The organism is Hymenobacter sp. BT188, assembly GCF_014333585.1.
GTDB lineage: Bacteria > Bacteroidota > Bacteroidia > Cytophagales > Hymenobacteraceae > Hymenobacter.
On record NZ_JACSCW010000001.1, the window covers coordinates 818,869 to 839,202 of the forward strand.

Annotated in this window: 20 protein-coding genes; 10 read left to right on the forward strand and 10 right to left on the reverse strand. The window is 54.0% G+C overall.

What is annotated here, in order from left to right:
• Positions 1 to 236 precede the first annotated feature (236 nt).
• The gene (locus tag H8B13_RS03235) at positions 237 to 872 is read right to left on the reverse strand and encodes a pyridoxamine 5'-phosphate oxidase family protein (RefSeq protein ID WP_261990208.1); all 636 of its coding nucleotides are present in this window, start codon (positions 870 to 872) and stop codon (positions 237 to 239) included.
• On the opposite strand from H8B13_RS03235, the gene H8B13_RS21490 reads away from it, so the two are divergent.
• On the forward strand, positions 855 to 1,469 hold the full coding sequence (locus tag H8B13_RS21490) for an ACP phosphodiesterase (protein ID WP_187309368.1): 615 nt from the start codon (positions 855 to 857) through the stop codon (positions 1,467 to 1,469). The genes H8B13_RS03235 and H8B13_RS21490 overlap by 18 nt on opposite strands.
• A gap of 57 nt (positions 1,470 to 1,526) precedes the next feature.
• Positions 1,527 to 2,114, forward strand: a complete 588-nt coding sequence (locus tag H8B13_RS03245; RefSeq protein ID WP_187309369.1) for a hypothetical protein — start codon at positions 1,527 to 1,529, stop codon at positions 2,112 to 2,114.
• Positions 2,115 to 2,214: 100 nt separating this feature from the next.
• On the opposite strand, the gene H8B13_RS03250 is transcribed toward H8B13_RS03245, so the two are convergent.
• Positions 2,215 to 2,730 carry a peptidylprolyl isomerase gene (locus H8B13_RS03250; RefSeq protein WP_187309370.1) on the reverse strand — a complete coding sequence of 172 codons (516 nt, stop codon included), beginning with the start codon at positions 2,728 to 2,730 and terminating at the stop codon, positions 2,215 to 2,217.
• Between the two features lie 224 nt (positions 2,731 to 2,954).
• On the opposite strand from H8B13_RS03250, the gene H8B13_RS03255 reads away from it, so the two are divergent.
• Positions 2,955 to 4,094, forward strand: a complete 1,140-nt coding sequence (locus H8B13_RS03255; RefSeq protein WP_187309371.1) for a hypothetical protein — start codon at positions 2,955 to 2,957, stop codon at positions 4,092 to 4,094.
• 56 nt (positions 4,095 to 4,150) lie between these two features.
• Here H8B13_RS03255 and H8B13_RS03260 read toward each other — a convergent pair whose 3' ends face one another.
• The 6 genes from H8B13_RS03260 to H8B13_RS03285 form a co-directional block, all read right to left on the reverse strand.
• Entirely contained in the window at positions 4,151 to 6,133 is a 1,983-nt protein-coding gene (locus H8B13_RS03260) for an AAA domain-containing protein (protein WP_187309372.1), read from the reverse strand.
• Positions 6,134 to 6,258: 125 nt separating this feature from the next.
• On the reverse strand, positions 6,259 to 8,670 hold the full coding sequence (locus H8B13_RS03265) for a glycoside hydrolase family 2 TIM barrel-domain containing protein (RefSeq protein WP_187309373.1): 2,412 nt from the start codon (positions 8,668 to 8,670) through the stop codon (positions 6,259 to 6,261).
• A gap of 68 nt (positions 8,671 to 8,738) precedes the next feature.
• Positions 8,739 to 9,089, reverse strand: coding sequence for a hypothetical protein (locus H8B13_RS03270; protein ID WP_187309374.1), 351 nt, complete (start codon positions 9,087 to 9,089; stop codon positions 8,739 to 8,741).
• 211 nt (positions 9,090 to 9,300) lie between these two features.
• A complete protein-coding gene (locus tag H8B13_RS03275; RefSeq protein WP_187309375.1) occupies positions 9,301 to 9,885 on the reverse strand; it encodes a hypothetical protein in 585 nt (194 codons plus the stop codon).
• 25 nt (positions 9,886 to 9,910) lie between these two features.
• On the reverse strand, positions 9,911 to 10,501 hold the full coding sequence (locus tag H8B13_RS03280; protein ID WP_187309376.1) for a hypothetical protein: 591 nt from the start codon (positions 10,499 to 10,501) through the stop codon (positions 9,911 to 9,913).
• Between the two features lie 101 nt (positions 10,502 to 10,602).
• Entirely contained in the window at positions 10,603 to 12,903 is a 2,301-nt protein-coding gene (locus tag H8B13_RS03285; protein WP_187309377.1) for an efflux RND transporter permease subunit, read from the reverse strand.
• 154 nt (positions 12,904 to 13,057) lie between these two features.
• Between H8B13_RS03285 and H8B13_RS03290 the strand changes: the two genes are divergently transcribed.
• From H8B13_RS03290 to H8B13_RS03320, 7 genes are all read left to right on the forward strand, one after another.
• Entirely contained in the window at positions 13,058 to 13,276 is a 219-nt protein-coding gene (locus H8B13_RS03290) for a hypothetical protein (RefSeq protein WP_166072391.1), read from the forward strand.
• A 96-nt stretch (positions 13,277 to 13,372) separates the two neighbouring features.
• Complete coding sequence (locus H8B13_RS03295; RefSeq protein WP_187309378.1) at positions 13,373 to 13,669, forward strand: TIGR03643 family protein; 297 nt, start codon at positions 13,373 to 13,375, stop codon at positions 13,667 to 13,669.
• A gap of 118 nt (positions 13,670 to 13,787) precedes the next feature.
• Entirely contained in the window at positions 13,788 to 14,906 is a 1,119-nt protein-coding gene (locus H8B13_RS03300) for a type I restriction endonuclease (RefSeq protein WP_187309379.1), read from the forward strand.
• 247 nt (positions 14,907 to 15,153) lie between these two features.
• Positions 15,154 to 16,014, forward strand: coding sequence for a hypothetical protein (locus H8B13_RS03305; RefSeq protein ID WP_187309380.1), 861 nt, complete (start codon positions 15,154 to 15,156; stop codon positions 16,012 to 16,014).
• 187 nt (positions 16,015 to 16,201) lie between these two features.
• Positions 16,202 to 16,996, forward strand: a complete 795-nt coding sequence (locus H8B13_RS03310; protein WP_187309381.1) for a thymidylate synthase — start codon at positions 16,202 to 16,204, stop codon at positions 16,994 to 16,996.
• Between the two features lie 261 nt (positions 16,997 to 17,257).
• A complete protein-coding gene (locus tag H8B13_RS03315) occupies positions 17,258 to 17,848 on the forward strand; it encodes a hypothetical protein (RefSeq protein WP_187309382.1) in 591 nt (196 codons plus the stop codon).
• A gap of 158 nt (positions 17,849 to 18,006) precedes the next feature.
• The gene (locus H8B13_RS03320) at positions 18,007 to 18,228 is read left to right on the forward strand and encodes a hypothetical protein (protein WP_187309383.1); all 222 of its coding nucleotides are present in this window, start codon (positions 18,007 to 18,009) and stop codon (positions 18,226 to 18,228) included.
• On the opposite strand, the gene H8B13_RS03325 is transcribed toward H8B13_RS03320, so the two are convergent.
• Together H8B13_RS03325 and dprA are read right to left on the reverse strand one after the other, a co-directional pair.
• Positions 18,222 to 19,049 (reverse strand): aminotransferase class IV, encoded by an 828-nt coding sequence (locus H8B13_RS03325; protein WP_187309384.1) that lies wholly within the window; start codon positions 19,047 to 19,049, stop codon positions 18,222 to 18,224. The two genes, H8B13_RS03320 and H8B13_RS03325, sit on opposite strands and share 7 nt — an antisense overlap.
• 87 nt (positions 19,050 to 19,136) lie before the next feature.
• The gene (gene dprA / locus H8B13_RS03330) at positions 19,137 to 20,258 is read right to left on the reverse strand and encodes a DNA-processing protein DprA (RefSeq protein WP_187309385.1); all 1,122 of its coding nucleotides are present in this window, start codon (positions 20,256 to 20,258) and stop codon (positions 19,137 to 19,139) included.
• Positions 20,259 to 20,334: the final 76 nt, after the last annotated feature.

The following is a 20,334-nucleotide window of genomic DNA, read 5'->3' on the forward strand; positions in this document are numbered from 1 at the left end:
ATGCTGAGCTTGCCGAAGCATCTCTCCTGCTTCGTTGCAATAACGTTGATTATACTTACTAGTAGAGATGCTTCAACAAGCTCAGCATGACAGTTAGTGTGGCAACATCAGCATGCGAGATGCTTCGCTTTCGCTCTGCATGACGGTCAAAGAAATTGTGTAGCCGTGAAACTAGTTAGCAACAAAAAAGGGCCGGAATTGCTTCCGGCCCTCTCGCATGGCTCAGAAAAGCACGTTTAGGGATTTACTTTCGTATGCTCGTCGCCGGTAGGCTGGTACCGCTCGCCGGTAGTCACCGCTTTTACGTAGCCGAACGCGCGCACCAGCACGTTGCTGGGCTGGTCCCAATACTCACCACGCTCAATATCAACTTTGAGCAGGGAAATATTTGGATCATCAGAGCCCTTTGGAAACCAGGCGCGCAGGCCTTCAGACCACAAGTCTTTGATTTTTTGACGGTCGTTTACCACGCTGGCAATACCGGAAATAGACACGTACAGGTTGTCGTCGGGCTTGGAATAGCCTAGGTTGATATGACGATCCTGCTGCACCTCGTCGATTTTGGCGGAGTCGCGCTCGGTGAAAAACCACAGCGTGCCATCCTCATCGGGCTGCTGCGTGTACATTGGGCGACTGTGCAGCGTGCCGTTAGGCTCGGCTGTGGTCATCATCGCTATCCGGATGTTTTTGATACGCTCAATCAGCTTGCTTACGTCGTTACTTACGGCTACTTGCTCGGCCATGATTTCTAGGGTTTTGGTGGTGTTAAGATCAGTGCTTAGAAATACGGCCGGTGCTCTCGAAGGTTCAGAGCCGTCGAGCTTTTCCCGGTTCGTAGCGTACTTTAGCCCCCCGTGAACTTTCTCGCTCATTTACTGCTGTCCGGCTCACCCGGCTCACCCGATTACGCCGATATTGTGGTTGGCAACTTCGCGGCCGAAGCTGTGCGCGGACAGGCTGGCGTGCTGGCTTATCCGCCCGCCGTGCAGCGCGGCATCCGTCTGCACCGCTTCATCGACTCGTTTACCGATGCGCACCCGCTTGTGCGCCGCACCACCGCCCGCCTGCGTGAAGCTGGTCTGGGCAAGTGGGCCGGCGTCGTCTCCGACGTTGGCTTCGACCACCTGCTGGCCCGCGACTTCGCCCATTACCACCTCGACGACCCCACGGAGCCATTATCCGCCTTCGCTCAGCGCCATTACACCCTGCTGCACGCCCGCCGCACAGAGCTGCCCGAGCGCCTCCAACATCTTCTCCACTACATGCGCCGCGACGACTGGCTCACTGGCTATGCTCGCCCCCAAGGCCTGGAACGCGCCCTGCTCGGCCTGAGCCGCCGCGTACCCAGCGCTGAAATTCTAGCTACCGGAGCCGCCGCGTTTCTGGCAGAGCTGCCTGCGTATGAAGCCGATTTCCGGGAGTTCTGGCCGGAACTGCGAGGGGCTGTAGGGAATGTTATGCTAGAGTAATACTGTCTATTGTTAATTTACTTGGCCACATTATAAAAAGAGCATAATAACCAAAGTATGGATATCACAAGCTTGCCAACAGACAGTTTCTATAAGTTCTTAGCTATTGCAGGCCTCATTATAATGTTTGGTGGGCCAATTTATATTGAAGACCAAATATATGAAGTAGAGAAAACTCTAATTGAACTAGAAGGAGACTCAAAAATTCTGGAAGTGAAGGATAGAAGAATAAAGCAAAGGATGATAAAGGATAGCACTGAGTTTTCGGAAGGTGTGAAAGCTATGGAAGAACTTTCTAAAGATCTGCCCTTATCCCAAATAGCAATGAGCGAACACAAGAGAGATACTATTATAGCTAGAATTCAATCCAACTTGAGAATCGCAGATAGTATTTTACAGTATCAGCGTATGTTAGATGAAAAGCGGTATGATGAGATGATGGTTTCGAGTATTGAAGTAGTAAAATACAGCACTAAAGTAGATTTGATGGCTTTAAATGCAGAGAAAGTATTCACTTACAGAATCTTTGAGGGACTTTTAGTAAGCATAGGATTTGTACTCACTCTATTTGGATTTAAAAAATGGTATGAAATTCAGCAGTATCTAGATAGAATAGTAATCGAACAGGTTATAAAAAGAGAATAAACCCTTCTATAGGCTTCCCTGAAATGGGACCATTTAAAATTAGTATTATAAAAAACGGGGCCCTAAAGCCCCGTTTCTCATTCAAAACAAAAAGTAATCCTTAATGCTGATGCCCACCTTCGCCATGCACGTGGCCGTGGGCTAGCTCTTCCTGTGTCGCGTCGCGGACGGCGGCTACTTGGCCGTCGAAGTGCATGACCATACCGGCCAGGGGATGGTTGAAGTCCATTTGTACTTCTGTGTCGCCGATGGACACCACTTTGCCTTGCATCTGGTGGCCTTCGTTGTCGGACATGGGTAGGAAGTTTCCTTCCTGAAGCATTTCCTCGTCTATCTGGCCATCAACTTCGAATACCTGCTTGGGGATGCTTACCACGGCTTGCTGATCGTAGTCGCCGTAGGCTTGCTCGGGAGTGAGGGAGAAGTTGAACGAGTCGCCGGCCTGCTTGCCATCCAGCTGGTTCTCAAACTCTTCGGGCAAGCCGCTTTTGCCGAATAGAAACACCATGGGGCTATCCGCCTCCGCTGATTCGACCAATACTTTTTCGTTGTTTTCGTCCGTCACGCTCAGGTCGTAGGTGATGGTAACGACTTTGTTTTCGCTGATTTGAGCCATACTGCAAGGGGACTTGTGCGTCCTGGAATGTGGGTTGGAAATGGGTTTCGAGCGGCTAGTTACGGAAATGACTCCTAATGCCCGCGCTCCATAGGTGATACTGCAACCCAGCCGGAGAGGTTTTGGGTAAGTAAAAATTTGCCCCCCCACACAAACGAGTTTGTTAGTAGGCCGTTAGTCTTGTCAGTAATCTTATCCGAAGCCAACCGCCTCAACTGACCACTATGAAAACCAATCTGCTTACAGTGCTGCTCGCCAGCGGCACTTTACTGGCCAGCTGCCAATCTAACACTAGCAGCACCGACTCAGAAAGAACCTCCGCAACTCCAAACGACTCTGCCGCCACCGCGCCCGCAGTAGCCGATACTGTCGCTAAAGTGGGTAATCCCAAGCTGCTGCACACCCTCGACGAAGCCCACAACACCCCCGACGGCATGGCTTTGGCCCCCAACGGCAGCATTATCCTCTCGGTGCCCAACCTGGCCAACAACTACTACCCAGCCGTGCTGATGGAAATGACGGATACCAGTATTCAGCCCTACCTGACCACTTTGCCCCCCGAGCCCACCACCAAGAAAGCGGCCCCCATGGACCTGGCCTTTGGGCCCGATGGCAACCTTTACTACGCCGAAAATCAGTACGAAAATAGCAAGAACTTCAAATCGCGGCTGATGCGGGTGGTGGTGGAAAACGGCAAGCCCGGCGCCGTGGAAACGGTGGTCGACAACTTTGCCCTAGCCAATGCCGTGGTCTGGAATGGCAACAAGATTTATGTGACCGATAGCCAGTGGGACATGCCCAACGACAACAAAGGCAGCGCCGTGCTGGTCTTCACACTCGATGAGCTAAACAAGGGCGTCGTGCACCTGAAGCCCAAAACCATGGACCCGCACGTGCTGGCCACCTTTACCACCAAAGTCAACGAAACCGGCGTGGACAATGGTGCCGATGGCCTCGACTACGACAGCCGCGGCGACTTCTACACCGGCTCCTTCGGCGACGGCACTATGTATAAAATGACGCTAAAGCCCGATGGTACGCTGGCCAAGAAAGAAGCTATGCAGCTTAAAGGTGAGAAAATTACCTGCGTCGATGGCCTCGTCATCGACCGTGCTACTGACAAAATATACGTCTGCAACTCCCGCGAAAACGCTATTCAAGTCATTAACCTGAAAAACAACTCCGTAACTACTCTGGCTAAAAATGGCGATACCAACGGCGCCAATGGTCTCCTCGACCAACCCGCCGAAGTGCTCCTCAACGGCAAGCGCCTTTACGTGACCAACTTCGATAAACCGGAGAAGAACTTCGTGAACACGAAGTCAGACGCTCCGCACACTATGTCGGTGATTGACTTGCAGTAGGGGCCTCACCCCCCGGCCCCCTCGCCCTTAGGAGAGGGGGCCGGGGGGTGAGGCCCCTACTGCATTTCCCAGGCCGTCCGGTACGCGCCAATACTCTCCACATAATCTAGAAAGTCCTTATAGAACGGGTGCCGCCCCAGCGTACTGGAATCGCCCACGATGAGGAGCTTGCGGCGGGCGCGGGTCATGCCCACGTTCATACGGCGGATGTCGGAGAGGAAGCCGATGTCGCCGGCCGAGTTGGAGCGCGTCATCGATACGCAGATGATGTCGCGCTCCTGGCCTTGGAAAGCATCCACGGTGCCTACGGTAAGCAGGCGGTGAGTGGTCATCTCGGCTAGCTCAGGGGTTTCTTCCACCTTATCCTTCAAGTAGTTAATCTGGGAGCGATAGGGGGCAATTACGCCTACCGTGAGCAAATCTTCCAGGTGATCATCGGGCACGTAGGCAGCCAGCAACTCAGTCAGGCGACGTAAGAGTAGGTCGGCTTCTTCGGGGTTGGCTACGGAGCGGCTTTCGGCGATGCCCATTTCCTGGAAGCCAAAACCAGCCGTGTCCAGAAACTCCACGGCCATGTCGGGGGCGAAGCGGAGGTCATAGTCGGGCAGGTCGGCGTGGCGGACGGTGGAGTGCGCTACCAGCTTGTTGTCGTAGAACTGGGCCGAGCTAAAGGCCATAATCTGCTCGTGCATACGGTATTGCACTTCCAGCATGCGAGCCACGTCGGGCTGGCGCTGAATGCACTTCTCGAACAGGGTTTCACGCAGACCATCGCGGGCAGCTTGCTCACTTTTTACCGTGGGGGGCAATTGGCAGTGGTCGCCGGCCAGCACCACGCGATTGGCGCGGGTAATCGGAATCCAGCAGCCGGGCTCCAACGCCTGAGCAGCTTCGTCGATAAAGACGGTTTCGTAGGTGAGGTGGCGGATGGCGCGGTTGCCGGCGCCCACCAGTGTACAAGTGATTACCTGCACTTTGTCCAGCAAATCCTCCGTGATGTAGCGCTCCAGCTGATCCGACTCCTGCAACAACTGGTGGGCCTGCTCTTTCAGCATGCGGCGCTGCTCGCGCTCTTCCCAACCGAAATGCCGCTTGAACTTGCCAGCCATCTCGCGGTATTGCTCGGCTGTCTGCCGCATCGATTTTAGCTCCGAATAGCTCTTGTGATTCATAATCTGAGCATCGAGCGTATGCTCCAACAGCAAATCGGACACGCGCGAGGGGTTACCCATGCGAATGACGTTTACGCCGCGTTCAGCCAGCTTTTCAGTGAGCAAATCCACGGCCGTATTGGAGGGGGCGCACACCAGCACCCGCCGCTCGCGCCGGATGGTTTCGATGATGGCCTGCACCAACGTAGTGGTTTTACCGGTGCCGGGAGGCCCGTGAATAATCGCCACATCCTGAGCAGCCAGCACATGCCGCACGGCGGCCAGCTGCGACTCGTTCAACGGACTCGGATAGTACAGCGTAGCTTCGGCATCGGGCTTGAAGCGGGCTAATTTGCCCCCCAGCAGCACATCGCGCAGCTCCGCCAAGCGGTTCTCGTAAGCGCCCATGACTTTGCCTAGGGCGTAGTCCATTTCGCGGTAGCTGACCTCGTCAAAGGTCAGATCCACGCCCAGCTTACCTTCGTCAACCCAGTCGGGTAGGTCTTCTTTGGTAGTGGCCAGCAGGATTTTGTTGCGGCGCACGGCCGTAATCACGCCGTTGAGCGTGGGGCGGTCGGAGCCGGAACGGTTAGGAATATTGCCGAAGAGGGCGGCGTTGCGGCCCACCTGAAATAAGTGCAGGCTGCTCTGGCTGGCCGGACGCTCCAGCTCCAGCACCAGCTTGCCGCCAAAGCCAATTTCTTCCTTGGTTATAGTAACTGGATACCACGTGAGGCCACGGTGCTGGCGCTCGGCGATGGTCGTTTTGGCACTCTTGATTTTGAATTGCTCCAGGTCTTCCTGCTGCTCCAGCTTCAGCAGGGCCTGCACCTTGCGCAGCTCTTTTTCCAGCGCGTAAGGGTCGGTGAGGATATGTTGTTCAGACAAAGGAATCGGGATTGGATAGATCGTTGGTAACAACGAAAACGGAGAAATGGTGGCTGAAGATGGAAAGGATTTTTAAGGGTAATTAATATGCGCTAAACATGAGTTAGCGCCAGCAAACAAAGAAGTTACTCCGCTGCAATAGTTACCTCCGCCGTCGGCAAACCATCAGCAATAGCCCGCAGCGTAATCTTCCCAGCCTGCTCGCTTGATTTAACAATAACCAAAGCCCGTCCTTGGCAGGCGTTGCGCTGGGGGCGCTGGTAGCTTTCTACACTGACAGGATTGGCGTTTCCGACTCCGACAATAGTACCAGGACCGCTTAGCTTAAACTTCAGTGCATTCTCTGTTTTGGGGTGCCGAACACCTCTGCCGTCTACTAGCTCTACAGTAATGTAGCTCAGATCCTGGCCGTTGGCTTTGATTGTTTGGCGGTCAGGAGTGAGGGTGAGCCGAACGGGTTTGTCGGCCGATTTTAGCGTGGCCGTACTTCCTTCCTTATTGCCAGTGCGGCCGATGGCTTTTAGCTCACCAGGCTGATACGGCACGCTCCAGGTGGCCACAAACTTGGTGGCGCGGGTGGTGGGCTTCACGCCGAGGCTCTTGTCATTCAGGAATAGCTCGACCTGCTCACATGATGAATACACCTCCACGGTCAGCGGCTTGTTTTCCTGGCCGGGCCACGTCCAGTCGGCTAACACGTCGTGCCATTCCCACTTGCTCCACTCTTCTTTTTGGTTTGGATTCAAAGGGAAAGAGGGCGTGGGGGGCTTTACAAAAAGCGACACCTGATTCTCTTTCCATAGCGCGTCGCGGTAATATGATTGAGGCCGTTTCCAGCCGCAAATGTCGATGTCGCCGCAGAAGGCCAGGTTCCAAGGGTAGAAGCTTTGGTATTGCCAGTAGCCCAGCCAGCCGATACTAGCCTCGCCGATATAATCGACGGCGGTCCAGACGAAGTCGCCGACCACGTACGGGTGATCTAGCACATCCATCCAGCTGCCAAAGGCTTCTAGCGGATAGGACTCCGAGCCATACATCACGCGCTTGGGGAGGCGTGCGTGGTCGTCGGCATAGATAGCTGCTTTATGGTGGTCGCCGCCAGCAGCGTAGTTGTAGCCGGCCACATCGAGGGCGGCAAAGTAGGGGTCTTTGTCGGGGCTGAGGCCATTGACACCCGCCGTTATAAGCCGGGTAGTATCCATGGTACGAATGTAATCGGCTAGTTGGCGGGCGGTTTTTACGCCTTCCGCCGTGCCGCGCTCCGGTATTTCATTGCCAAGGCTCCACAGAATAATGGATGGGTGGTTGCGGTCGCGCTGCACCATACTAGCCACATCTTTTTGCCACCACTGGTCGAAATACAGGTGATAATCGTAGGGGTTTTTGCCGTGGCGCCACATGTCAAACGCTTCGTCGATGACGAGCATGCCCAGCCGGTCGCAGGCGTCGAGCAGGGCAGGTGAGGGCGGATTGTGAGAGCAGCGAATGGCGTTGTAACCGCTCGCTTTCAGCAACTCAATTTTGCGTTCCTCGGCCCGGTCGTAGGCGCGGGCGCCCAGGGGGCCATTATCGTGGTGAATGCAGCCGCCTTTAAGCTTCAGCGTCTGCCCGTTGAGGCGGAAGCCATGTTGGGCATCAAACGAAATGGAGCGAATACCAAACGGTGTTTCTGCCTGATCTATCAGTTGCTGGCCCTGGTAAATTTCCGTCAGGGCGGTGTAAAGGGCTGGCTTCTCGACCGCCCACCTTTCCGGAGACTTCACAGCCAATGACTGTACAATAGTAGCTGTAGCACCAGCCGCCACGCTTTGCTTCGATTCGGTGCGGGCTACTTCCTTGCCTTGGGGGTTGCGCAGATAAGTAATCAGCCTTATTTGGGCAGATTGGCCACTTTCGTTCGCTACTTTGGTCTGGGCTTTTACCTGGGCATCTGTCGTCGTTATTTTCGGGGTGGTAATGTATGTGCCCCATTGACCTACGTGTACCGGGGGCTGCACCGTAAGCCAGACGTGACGATAAATACCAGATCCTGAGTACCATCGGCTGTTCTCGCCCTCGTTTCTTACCTGTACGGCCAGTATGTTATCGGCCCCAAACTGCACTTTATCGGTCACGTCGTACCAAAAGCTGGTGTAGCCATACGGGTGGGAGCCCAAAAGCTTGCCGTTCAGCCAAACCTGGGAGTTCATGTACACGCCATCAAACTGAAGCTGAATGCGTTGGCCTTTTTGAGTAGCTGGCAGCACGAAGGTTTTGCGATACCAGCCGGTGCCGCCCATAGTGAAGCCGCCATTGGCTTGACTGATGGCATTGGGGTTGAAGGGCGAGGCAGTGCCCGGCACATCTTCGATGCTCCAGTCGTGGGGCAGGTCGAGGGTACGCCACTGTTTGTCGTCGAAACTGGGCTTTTCGGCACCTTGCGCGCCGCCGCGATGAAAGCGCCAGCCAGTATCAAACAGAGTAGTTTTGGCGGGGCGCGTTTGCGCGTGCAAAGTCATAGAAAGCAGTAGCGAAAGCAGGGTCAGGGTTAACTTCATAGAGCAGGCAAAATGATCGGGCCTTCCGGCAATACTCGTGTATTTATCGCGACCAACCAGCATTTAAATTATCCCGAAAATTCCTTTCCACACTCCTCACACGAGTAGAGCTTTGTGCCCGCATAAAACAGCCGTTTCCACCAAGCCAGCCGGAGCACAGGCATGGTACTAATGGAGCCGCAGCGCGAACACCGAAGTGGAGTCGGCATCGCGCGCCGCTGTTCAAAGGATACTACAATTTGGTGGGCGGCGAGGGCATCGTCTTCCTCGATCAATAGTTGATAGTACAATCCTTCGCCGAAGGGTAGAGAAGGCGGCCCGCAGGATTTGACTAGCGCCCCTATGTCTGCCTCCCTGAACTGATTATACAGCTCCACGGCTTCGGCGTACGTCAGGTATTGCGCAGCCGGAATAAGCATATTAGAGCCGCTGGGGGGCTTTTTTAAATTGAATAATTGAAATATTGAGACGTCTATTCGCTTCTGATTAGTAGAAAACTAACCGTTGTCATCCTGACGAAGGACCTTATCACTCCTAACCATGTCGTTCGTGGGTGATAAGGTCCTTCCTTCGTCAGGATGACAGGAGGAATAACGGGCACCACGGCTGCCGCGAATACTAGGGGCAAATCTAGCGGCGGGCGCGACGGGCGGGAATGCGCTGGCGCAGGCGGAAAATGTAGAAGAGGAGACCAGCGCTGAGCAGAGCCAAGGCTACAGCCAGCATTTCTCGGCTGGTGCGGTCTTGTTCGGCTTCTTTGGCGGCGGCTTGCGCATCAAGGAGCTTCTTTTCGCGTTGCTTGTCGCGCATCTCCAGGTTTTGAATCTGGTTTTCTAGGTCGTAAAAACGCTGCTGGGTGCTCGATTGGTCGGTTTTGGCAACGGTGATCTGCTGTTGCGCCTGCTGCTTTTCGGCCACGATGTTGGCGGTGCGGCGCAGGGCATCGTTCTTCACGGCCTGCACGATTTCGGTGTCCTTGCGGATGATGCCTTTCAAGGCTTCTACTACTTCCTGTAGGTCTTTTTTGGATGGTTGATTACCGAATAAGCTATTGCGCCGCGCGTTGGCTTCTTCATACTGGCGCACCAGCAGCTCCCGCTCCTGAATCAGGCGGGTAACTGGGCTGGGCTCCGCAACCTGAACAGATTCAGGCGTTTGAGCCGTGGCAAAGAAGGTAGTCAGCAGGAAAAATCCGGAAAGCAAGCGTAGTTTCATACGGCAAAGTAACAACAGCTTCTTGTTACTCAATTAGCGGCCGGCTACGGTGCTGAAACGGAACGGGCAACGGATGAATCTGACTCCGACGGCGCCGCTGCCACAGTATGTAGCCGAGTAGTCCCGCGCAGAGTAATGCTAAGCCGATGGCTATCATCTCGTGTCTGGTGCGAACCTGCTCGGCTTCGGCGGCAGCGGCCTGGGCAATCAGCAGGCGGGTTTCACGCTCTACTTCCAGCTTCTCGCGCGCCATCTCCCTGATTTGCAGCTCCTCAATCTGGTTCTCCAGGGCCTTATACTGCCCATTATTAGCCTCTACGGCCTTCGTTTCGGCCTTAACGCGGGCCACCTCAACCTGCGCTAGTTTGGGCAGGGTGCGCTGTTTCACGGCCTTCAGAATCTCAGTGTCTTTGCGAATAATCCGGCGTAGGGCCGCATTTACTTGGTTGAGGTCTTTTTTGGAGGCTTTTTTTCCAAACAGCCCATTGCGCTGGGCGCTGGTTTGCTCGTAAGCGCGCATCAGTTGCTCCCGTTCCCGAATCTCGCGCAGCAATGGGTCATTGGCGGCAGTGCCTTGCTGGGCTAGCGCGACAGGTACGCCAACAAACACCAACATTATTAAGAAAAATAAAGACCTTCTCATACTCATATGCCACTTTAACGGCGAAATGCGCCGTCTAGTTTGTAAGGCCAATAGCTTCCGTTATTATGCCCAAATTAGCCCCCCAGCGCCGCCACTGGCTGCCTGATTTCCTTGGGCCGATGCTTGTAGAAGTACAGAATCAGCAGGGGCAGCAGGGTTAGCTCGGCCACAACCCCGAAGAGCAGCGTCAGGCCGATGAGCAAGCCCACGTAAAAGGTGCCGTCGAAGGAGGAGAAAATCAGCGTAGAAAAGCCCCCCACCAGGATTGTGGAAGTGACAATTACGGCTTTGCCGGCCATCAGATACGTGCGGCGCACCGCCCTAAACAGGTTAGGCTCTTGCTGTAATGTTAGCTTTAACTTGCTGATAAAGTGAATAGTATCATCGACGGCAATACCAAAGGCAATGGTGAAAATGATGCTGGTGCTCACCTTCATATTCACTCCGGCAAGCCCCATCACGCCCGCTACCACGATGATGGGAACGAGGTTGGGCACCAGCACCACGGCCGTCATGCGCAGACTGCGAAACAGCGCCAGCACAATCAGCGTGACCATGACCACGTCAATGCTCATGCCCACAATCATGTCGCGGGTGAGGTTTTCGTTGTTTTTGTCGATGAGGTTGGCCGAGCCAGTGAGGCGGGTTTGAAGGATATTAGAGTCGATATTCTGGGCCAGAAAGGTGCGCAGCTTAGCATTGGCCGCGTCGGCGCGAATACTGCCGATGTCAGACATGCGGCCTGTGAGGCGGCCTTCGCTAGCGTCGGGCTGTACCAGAGAGCGAAACTCTGGCTTCTTGCGAAACAGCTTCACTTTGGCCACAATGCGGCGCAGTTCTGCTTCCGATTCGGGCAAACGATACTCCGCCACGTCGCCGCCGTTCAGCGCCTTGCGCACCGATTTTACAATCGTGACAGGTGAGGCCACGAAGTTTAAGCCATAGTCCTGATGCAAATAGGTTTCGACGCGCTCAATCTGGCGCAGCACGGCCAAGTCGTAAATAGTACCGCCGTTCGCCGGTTTAAGATCCAGCTCGAAAGGCCGCACCCCGGCGAAGTTTTGCTCGAAAAATCCGAAGTCCTGACGCACTGGGTCGCCTTCTGATAAATCATCGAGCAATGCCGAATTGATGCGCACCTGCATGGCTGAGGCGATGGAGCCGGCAATAATTAGCCCCCCAAGAGACAACACCAGCCGCCGCCGCACCAGCACCCAGCGAAACAGGCGGCCCAGCACACCATCCCAGTCGTGGCCGTGCTGGCGCGGTACGCGCAACTGAGGCTTGCGCAACAGCAGGAGCAGGGCCGGCAACAGCGTGAAAGTCAGTACAAAAGCCAGCAACACCGAAATACCCGTGAACAGCCCAAAGTTGTGAATGGGCCGAATAGAGCTGGTCATCAGCGTAAAAAAACCGATGCTGGTGGTCAGCGCCGAGAGGCCCGAGCCAAAGCCTGACTCGCGGATGGTAGTGCGCAGGGCGTTGTTCTTGGTGGCTCCGTAACCCAGCTCCGTCACGTAGCGCGTGATAAAGTGAATGGTATCGGACATGCCCACCGTGAACATGATAACCGGCAGTAGGGCTGTCATCAAATCGATGCTCACCCCGCAGGCCGACATTAGCCCCAGGCCCCACAAAATGGCCCCCAGCACTACTACCAGCGGCAGTACCACGCCCCACCACGTCCGAAACGTGAACCACAGCAGCCCCGTGACCAACAACACCGACAGGCTCATAAACAGGATCATCTCCCGCTGCAACCGATCCACAAACACCGATTGGGCTACCAGCTTACCGGCCATATGATAATCGCTTTCGGCGAAGCCTAGCTGGGCAAGCCGGGTCGTGAGGCTGGTCATCAGCGAATCGCCAGGGGGCTTTTTTAGGTCGGGCGCAGTCTGAAGCATTACTGTGACAGCCTTACCATTGGCGGCAAATAGGTTGCCTACGAGGCCCGGCGTCTGATAAATAATGGCTGAATCGGCAGGCAGGCGCGTTGGCTCATCGAGGTGTAGATACGGAATATTGAACACCCCCAGGCCTTCCACCACCGGGTTAGTGAGGGTAGTAGGGGAGGTGACCTGCTCCACGTAGCGCTGGCGCTGGGCAAAGCGCGTAAACGAATCGACGCGGGCCAGAAACAGCGCGTTGAACACGCTCCCGTCGGCCGGTGCTTCCAAGCCGATGAGCACGTAGTCGTTGTCGTTGCCGAAGCGCTTGGAGTACTGCTCGTAGTAGTCCAGGTCGGGGTCGCCGGCGGGGTAGAAGTCGTTAAAATTGTAGTTAAAGCGCAGCTGGGCCACGTAATACACGCTCAGGGCTGATATAAGGGTCAGCACCAGCAGCGTGAGGTAACTTATTTTGCGAAGGGGCATTCGAAGGAAATAGTCTAAACGGCGCAGCAGCGCACTTGGCACATTCAGCCACCATGCGTACATTCGAAGCGGCGAGCAATTGATAGTAAGGCGTAGCCAAGCCAACCATGCCCCGCCAGGTTTTGTTTCCTCACTTTTTGCTTCTTCCCCGAATATGAAAAACGCCCTGCTGGCCCTCGCCCTATTTGCTTTCGTTGGAACTGCTACTGCCCACGAGGGCAAAGACGAGAAGAAGTCTAAGAAAAGTGCCGCCAAAACCTGCAACATGCCCGAGAAAGGCACCGCCGCCTGCTGCATGAAGAAAGACACAAAAACCGCCGCCGTAAAAGCTGCTCCAGCGCCAGCCGCCGCCCCAGTTACGAAGTCGCTGTAGAAACTAGTTTAAATCAACAAAGCCTCGCCCACAAGCGGGGCTTTGTTGTTGTTAGAGTGCTTAGCTACTAGAATCTAATGGAGCCAAGTATTCCTTATGAAAAACGAAGAAAAAGCCCCCCAAGCCCTCACCGCCGCCGACGTGGACCGCATTATTGAAATGGGCTGGGAAGACCGGACACCTTTCGAAGCCATCGAAGCGCAGTTTGGCTTGGCGGAGAAAGATGTAATTGCCCTGATGCGAAAGACGATGAAGCTCTCATCGTTCAAAATGTGGCGCAAACGAATGGCTGGCCGCAGCACCAAGCATCTCGCGCTTCGGGCCGATGATATGGACGGGTTCAAGAGTAATCAGCAACGCTCTATTTCAATGAATAAGATTAGCAAGCGGTAGCCATTTTGCTTGGGGTCAATGGCTTCGAAAAACACAATGGTCACCTTTGCGAGGATATTATTGTGTTTCTATATATAGCGGTTACATTTAGGAACCTTATATCTACTAATCCCCATCTATGGAGCTTATTGACCAACTTACCAATCTGGCGTCTCGGGCGCAAAAGCAAATCAGTCATATTCAGACAGAAGAAGCAACGAAAAACGCGCTGATAATGCCGTTTATTAATGCTCTTGGCTACAATGTATTCGACCCTACAGAAGTAGTGCCTGAGTTTATCTGTGATATCGGCACTAAAAAGGGTGAGAAGATTGATTATGCCATCATGCGTGACGGTAAGCCAATTATTTTATTTGAGTGCAAACATGCTGGCAGCGATTTAAGCATCAATCATGCAAGCCAACTGTTTCGGTATTTCCATGTAACGGAAGCACGTATCGCAGTGCTCACGAACGGAATTACTTATCGGCTATTCACTGATTTGGAGCAGGCCAATAAGATGGATGAGCGGCCCTTCATGGAATTTGATTTATTCAACTTTCAGGAAAATGATGTCGCCGAACTCAAAAAGCTGAGCAAATCATCGTTCAATCTTGAGGACATGCTTTTTGCTGCGTACAATCTCAAGTACATGCGGGCTTTCAAAAAGTATTTTGACGAGCAGTTCACTCAGCCTTCTAACGACTTTATTCACTTCGTATCAAAGCAAGTGTACGATGGTGTATTAACGCCTAAGCTCAAGGAGCAATTTGCGGCGCTAGTGCATCGTTCATTTCATCAGTTTTTGAACGACAAAATCACGATGCGGCTGCGCTCAGCTATGGTCGATACTAGCGGCCAGAGCTTGTTGACGCCAGAGGTACCAGCTGCACCGTTGCCAACAGTAACTATGGATCCAATGAGTGTTGAGCCTGTTGATAAAGGCATTGATACCACAATGGAAGAAGCAGAAGGCTTCATGATCGTACGAGCTATTCTGCGCAAAACGATACCTGTAAATCGGGTAATAATGCGGGACGTACAATCTTACTGCGGTATTCTGTTAGACGATAATAACCGGAAGCCAATTTGTCGCTTGCATTTCAACGGCAGTAAGAAATACGTCACGCTTTTCGATGTAGAAGGAGGAGAGCGAGTCGATATTAGCTCACTGGATGATCTATACGGTTTGGCATCCCGCATCCGTGTTGCCGTTCAACGGTATGAGACGAAGCCTCAAGAAGCGTCTGCGGTTTAATACAGCATATTCGAATTTTGAAAGCAGAAAAGCCGCCCCAAACCGGGTGGCTTTTCTCGTTATAGGCCCGCTATAATTATACAAGCCTGAAACGACTGCAAATGCCTATAAATCAAGCACAAAAGTAAAATTAAAGTACATCTCGTTTGCAGAATAGAAGGATGTTTACAATTTTTTATATTAGAAAAGTTATAATAAATATTGTATATTTACTAATAATCAATTCATCTACTAAACTTATGAAATTATGGCTGCCATAGACCCAAAACCACACGTTGCTCCGGCTTCCGCGGAGTTGCTGTCTACTGCGATTCCTATCATAGGACGGATATCCGTCCGTAAGTCTAAGTGGGCTTTCCGCTTTACCCTGTTTCTCACAGCGGGTATCTTTCTCCAAGCCTGTGAAGAAGACACCGGCATCCCCGGATTCCCCTCACCGGCTCTAATCGTTAACGAGGCGACGCCACAGGGCTGGGCCTATGAGACCATGGGAAATACTACAACAGTAATGTTTACTACGGGACCAGCTACGCCTATCCTAGGTAATGGAAGCGCCCGGTATACAACCTCGGCTACCCATAACCACAGTTTTAACTTTTCCCGCCTGCGCAATACCCAGTATGCCGGCACCTTGTTATCGAGTATTACAGAGTTATCCTATTCCACCTTTGTCGAACGTCGCGATACGATTGTCGATACTCCCTTCTTTGTGTTACACGTGGACAACAACGGCGATGGCACTGCCGATGATATCCTCAACTTTTCACCCTGGTATCAAACCGGACGGTTTATAAGGGCCGCGGGAATATCAGTACCGGAGCAGTGGGTAAGCCGCAACAATACATGGCAAACCTGGGACGTTTTGCACGGCGGATTTTTTATTGTGACTGATGTGCTTAGTGATCCGGATAATAATGGCCGCCTGATTACGCTAGCTTCCTATATTCAGAAGTATCCGCAGGCCACGATTCGCAACTTGAGTGGCGGCCGTGGGGGCATTCGGGTAGGGCTAGGTGGGCCGACCTTTGCCAATAACTTTATTGGCTATGTCGATAATGTCAAGATTGGCATTGCCGGGCAGACGACCACTTATAACTTCGAAAACTGAATAGGGTAGTGCGCAATGATTGCTTTTCATATTTCACGATAAAAATGGAAGCCCAGCAGTAGGAAGATGCGATATTCATATCTAGGCTAATAGAAAAAGCCCCCAAACCGGGCGGCTTTTTCTATTTTTGACAACTTGACCTATCCGCACCTCATTCAAGCCAGCTTCGGCGGGCGCTATTCTTCTCATGCAGCAGTACCTCGACCTCGTTCGCCATATCCTCGACCACGGCACCACCAAAACCGACCGCACCGGCACCGGCACGCTCTCGGTATTTGGCTATCAGATGCGGTTCGATCTGGCCCAGGGCTTCCCACTCGTTACCACCAAAAAAGTCCACCTCAAGAGCATCATCCACGAGCTGCTGTGGTTTCTGCGCGGCGACACCAGCAACAAGTCGCTGGAAGACGTGGGCGTGAGCATCTGGCGGGAGTGGGCCGATGCCGACGGCAACCTGGGGCCAATTTATGGCAAACAGTGGCGCAGCTGGACGGCTCCCGACGGCCAGAGCATCGACCAAATAGCCGAAATGGTGCGCCTGCTGCGTACGCAGCCCGATTCGCGGCGCATGGTGGTATCGGCCTGGAACGTGGCCGACCTGCCGCTGATGCGCCTGACGCCTTGCCACGCCCTGTTTCAGTTTTACGTGGCTGACGGCAAGCTCTCCTGCCAGCTCTACCAGCGCTCCGCCGACGTGTTTTTGGGCGTGCCCTTTAACATCGCTTCCTACGCCATGCTCACGCTGATGATGGCCCAGGTAACCGGTCTGCAGCCCGGTGAGTTTATCTGGACCGGCGGCGACACGCATCTGTACTCCAACCACTTGGAGCAGGCGCATTTGCAACTTACGCGGGCTCCGCGCCCGCTGCCGCAGCTTCGTCTGAACCCCGCTGTAACCGATATATTCGGCTTTCAGTATGAGGACTTTACCCTCGAAAATTACGAGCCGCACCCAGCCATCAAGGCACCCGTAGCCGTATAGTTGCTGCCGCTGGTTTGGCAAGGCACCGATTGTAAAAGACGCTAAGGCTGAATACCACGAAGCAGCCCACGAACGAATATTGTGTTTGTAATCGTGGGCGAGCCTACGGGTTAGGTGCAACCATTTAGCTGGTGACTATCCTCAAATAAGAGGCTGCTTGACGTTCAGCAACGGGGAATTTATTTGCCGGGCCAAACGTAGCATAACAAGCCGAGAAAAATTTGCCCTCCAGCATTCGTTAACTCACAAGTAGTAAGTACTATGAAGCCTAGCGCCGCGACTCCCGCCAGCTTGAAGCACACCGGATTACTGCTGCTCATCGGGTGCTTGCTGCTGGCCTGCGTGGCGGCACCCGCTGCCCGTGCGCAAGGCAGCTATAACCGCTGGACGGCCCAGCCGCCCGCGGCTATTGAGCCCTTACAAAAGAAGCAGCGGGCAGCTAAGCTGCAGCCAACCGTGGTGCCCGATACCACTGAGCAACCGCGCGTGGCCCAATCCAAGCTGCTGAAGCGCGGGCTGGGCAGTCGCATGCGCCAGGGGCAGTCGTTGCCAGAAGACAGTATTTCGATGGTATTCTTCTCCCAGAATAGTCGCTACCCATCGGCGGCGGTGCAGGCCCGCGCTGAAGCTAAGGTAGTTATTAGGCTGCAGGTAGCGCCGAATGGTCGGGTGAGCCGCACTTCGGTTGTCACCCTGACGCCGGCACCCAACCCGTATCGTGATGGGCCCGTGCCGGCTCCGGCCCTTCAAGCACTCGCCGATGAAGCGCAACGCGTATTTCGGATGCTGCGTTTTGAGCCCGGCCCCCAGACCTCGGAAGAAGATTTGAGCGCAAACTTCTCTATTCAATAAAGTTTAGACGGCCGTTTCTTATATTGCATTTAATATTATAAACCCCGCTAACTAAGGCTTAACTAATTAGCTATACATTATTAAGTGTAATTATTTTTATAATAATAAAATTATCTGAAGTCCAAATCCGAACCGTTAAGTTTTTCGTAGCTGCCCGCGTGATACCTCGCGACTACTTTTCCATCTACGTTACCGAATCAGAGCAAAGTGTGCTGACGCGTCAGCACCGTGCATGGGTAGCATTGTATGCGCTGCACGCCGGGCAAGGCCCCCGTGCGAACGTATTACGCACGAATGATGTAACCGAAGCTGATCTGCTGGAGTTTGAAGACAGCTGGCGCAAGCTGCGTCGGCGAAATCTTCCGCAACTGCATCAATAGCTTGCTTCCCAGTGTAGTAGCTGGGTAACCAAAGGATGAGGTTCGGGGGAAAAGCTATTTTCCCCCACTTGCCAAACGGGCCGCACCGTTGCCACATTTGCCGTAAACACGGCCTCCGCTGCAAGTAGCTCTTTCACTGGATAAAGCCCCTCCTCGGTAGGGAAGCCATACGCCTGGGCCGTGTGCAGCAGGTGAGCCCGGCGGACGCCCGCCACGCACCCCGTACTGATGGCGGGCGTGTACAGGCAGTTATTCTTCACCCAAAAAATTGCCGCTGCGCCCGCTTCGGCTACGTGCCCTACGCTATCCAGCAGCAGTACCTCGTCGAGGCCGCGGGAGGCGCGCTCATGTGCGGCCATGACGTAGGTAAGGGCATTAGAGCCTTTGCAGAAGCTGAAAGGGGAGAAGTGCGTGCGTAGGTGCTGACTGAAATCGGCGCGGGCGCCAGTGGGTACGGCCGGTTCATAGGCCGCAGCCGTGAGCAAATAGTCTGTTGTTGTAGTGGCAGGCGTGTACAAGCCCGCGCCCGATCTCCATAGCTGGAGGCGCAGACGGGCCATTGTCAGCCCTTGAGCAGCTACTAATTGGTCAAAAAAGCCCCCCAGACCATCTAGCGTGCTTAACTCGGCAGGCAGAGTCAGGTGCAAAGCACTAGCGGCGGCCTGCATCCGGTGCAGGTGATAGGAGAGGAGGCGCACCCCGCCATCAGCCCAGATCAGCGTCTCAAAAAAACCGTCGTTATAGAACAGGCCTCGATTGGGTAAAACCAGTTTGAAGGTGGCCTCCTCCATCAGCTGGCCGTTGTAGATGAGGTAGGACAAAACAGGAGCAAATAATGTGAAAGAAGAGAGCTGAGGAACTGAGTGGTGCTACGACACAAAAGTCGTGGTATAACCCAACAACCTTGTTTATAACAGCGCAAACCGCTTGCCGGGCAACGCTTTTACCACGCCCCGAAACTCCAGACCCAGCAGCAAGCTAGCCGCCTGATTAACGGGTAATTGGGCTTTCCAGCTAAGATTATCCAGTAATTCTTCCTGTAAAGCCAGCACCTGAATAAGCTGAAATTCCTCGGTCGAGAAATCATCGGCGTCGTAGGTGGCTGGGGGGCGTTTTTTGCCGGTTTGGTGCAGAGCCGCGTCCCAGTTGAGTACTTCCTCCAAGTCGCGGGGTTCGGCGTACATGGAGGCTTTGTTGCTTTTAATCAGATGGTTGCAGCCTTCGGAGGTGTCGGTACCGAGGTTGCCGGGTACGGCCAGCACGTCGCGGTTGTAGCTCAGTGCAATTTCGGCCGTGATGAGGGCACCGCCTTTGCGCGCCGCTTCCACCACTACAGTGCCGTCGGAAAGACCGGCTATGATGCGGTTGCGGGCCGGAAAGTTGTAGCGGTCGGGCTGGGTACCGAAGGCAAACTCGGTGAGCAAACCGCCCTGGGTGAGCATTTTCTCGGCCGTTTTGCGGTGTGCGGCGGGGTAGATAATGTCGAGGCCGGTAGCCATTACTCCAATAGTTTCCAGGCCTTCCTGCAAAGCAGCGCGGTGAGCAGCAATGTCAATGCCATACGCCAAGCCGCTGACGACAAGTGGATTGTGTGTCACCAAACCCTGTACAATACGCTCGGTTTGCTCGCGGCCGTAATCGGTGGCTTTCCGGGTGCCTACCAGCGCTACGGTTTTGGGATGGTTGAGGTCGGCGGTGCCCTGGTAATAGAGCAGGGCCGGCGCGTCGGGAATGGTTTTGAGGCGGCCGGGATACTTTTTGCTGGTATAAAACAGCAATTGCACACCCTCTTTTTCCGCCCGGCGCAGACTTGTTTCAGCAAAATTTAATGCTTTGGCGCGCTCCCCGCCAGTGAGGGTGGCCACGGTGGTAGCGCCCACGCCGGGAATCTTACGGAGCTTGCCGGGGGGCAAATGCAGCACGTTTTTGGCCGAGCCCCCGTAGCTCATCAGCTGGCGCGTAAGCTGGGGACCAATGCCGGGAAAAAGAGTAAGAGCGACTTCGTGAAGTAACGTATCGTCGGCGGGCATGAACAGGAAAGCGAAGTAAAGACGAATAGAGAAGCTAGGCTTTCCGGCCAGTCAAATAGTACGCCACGACTTGAAT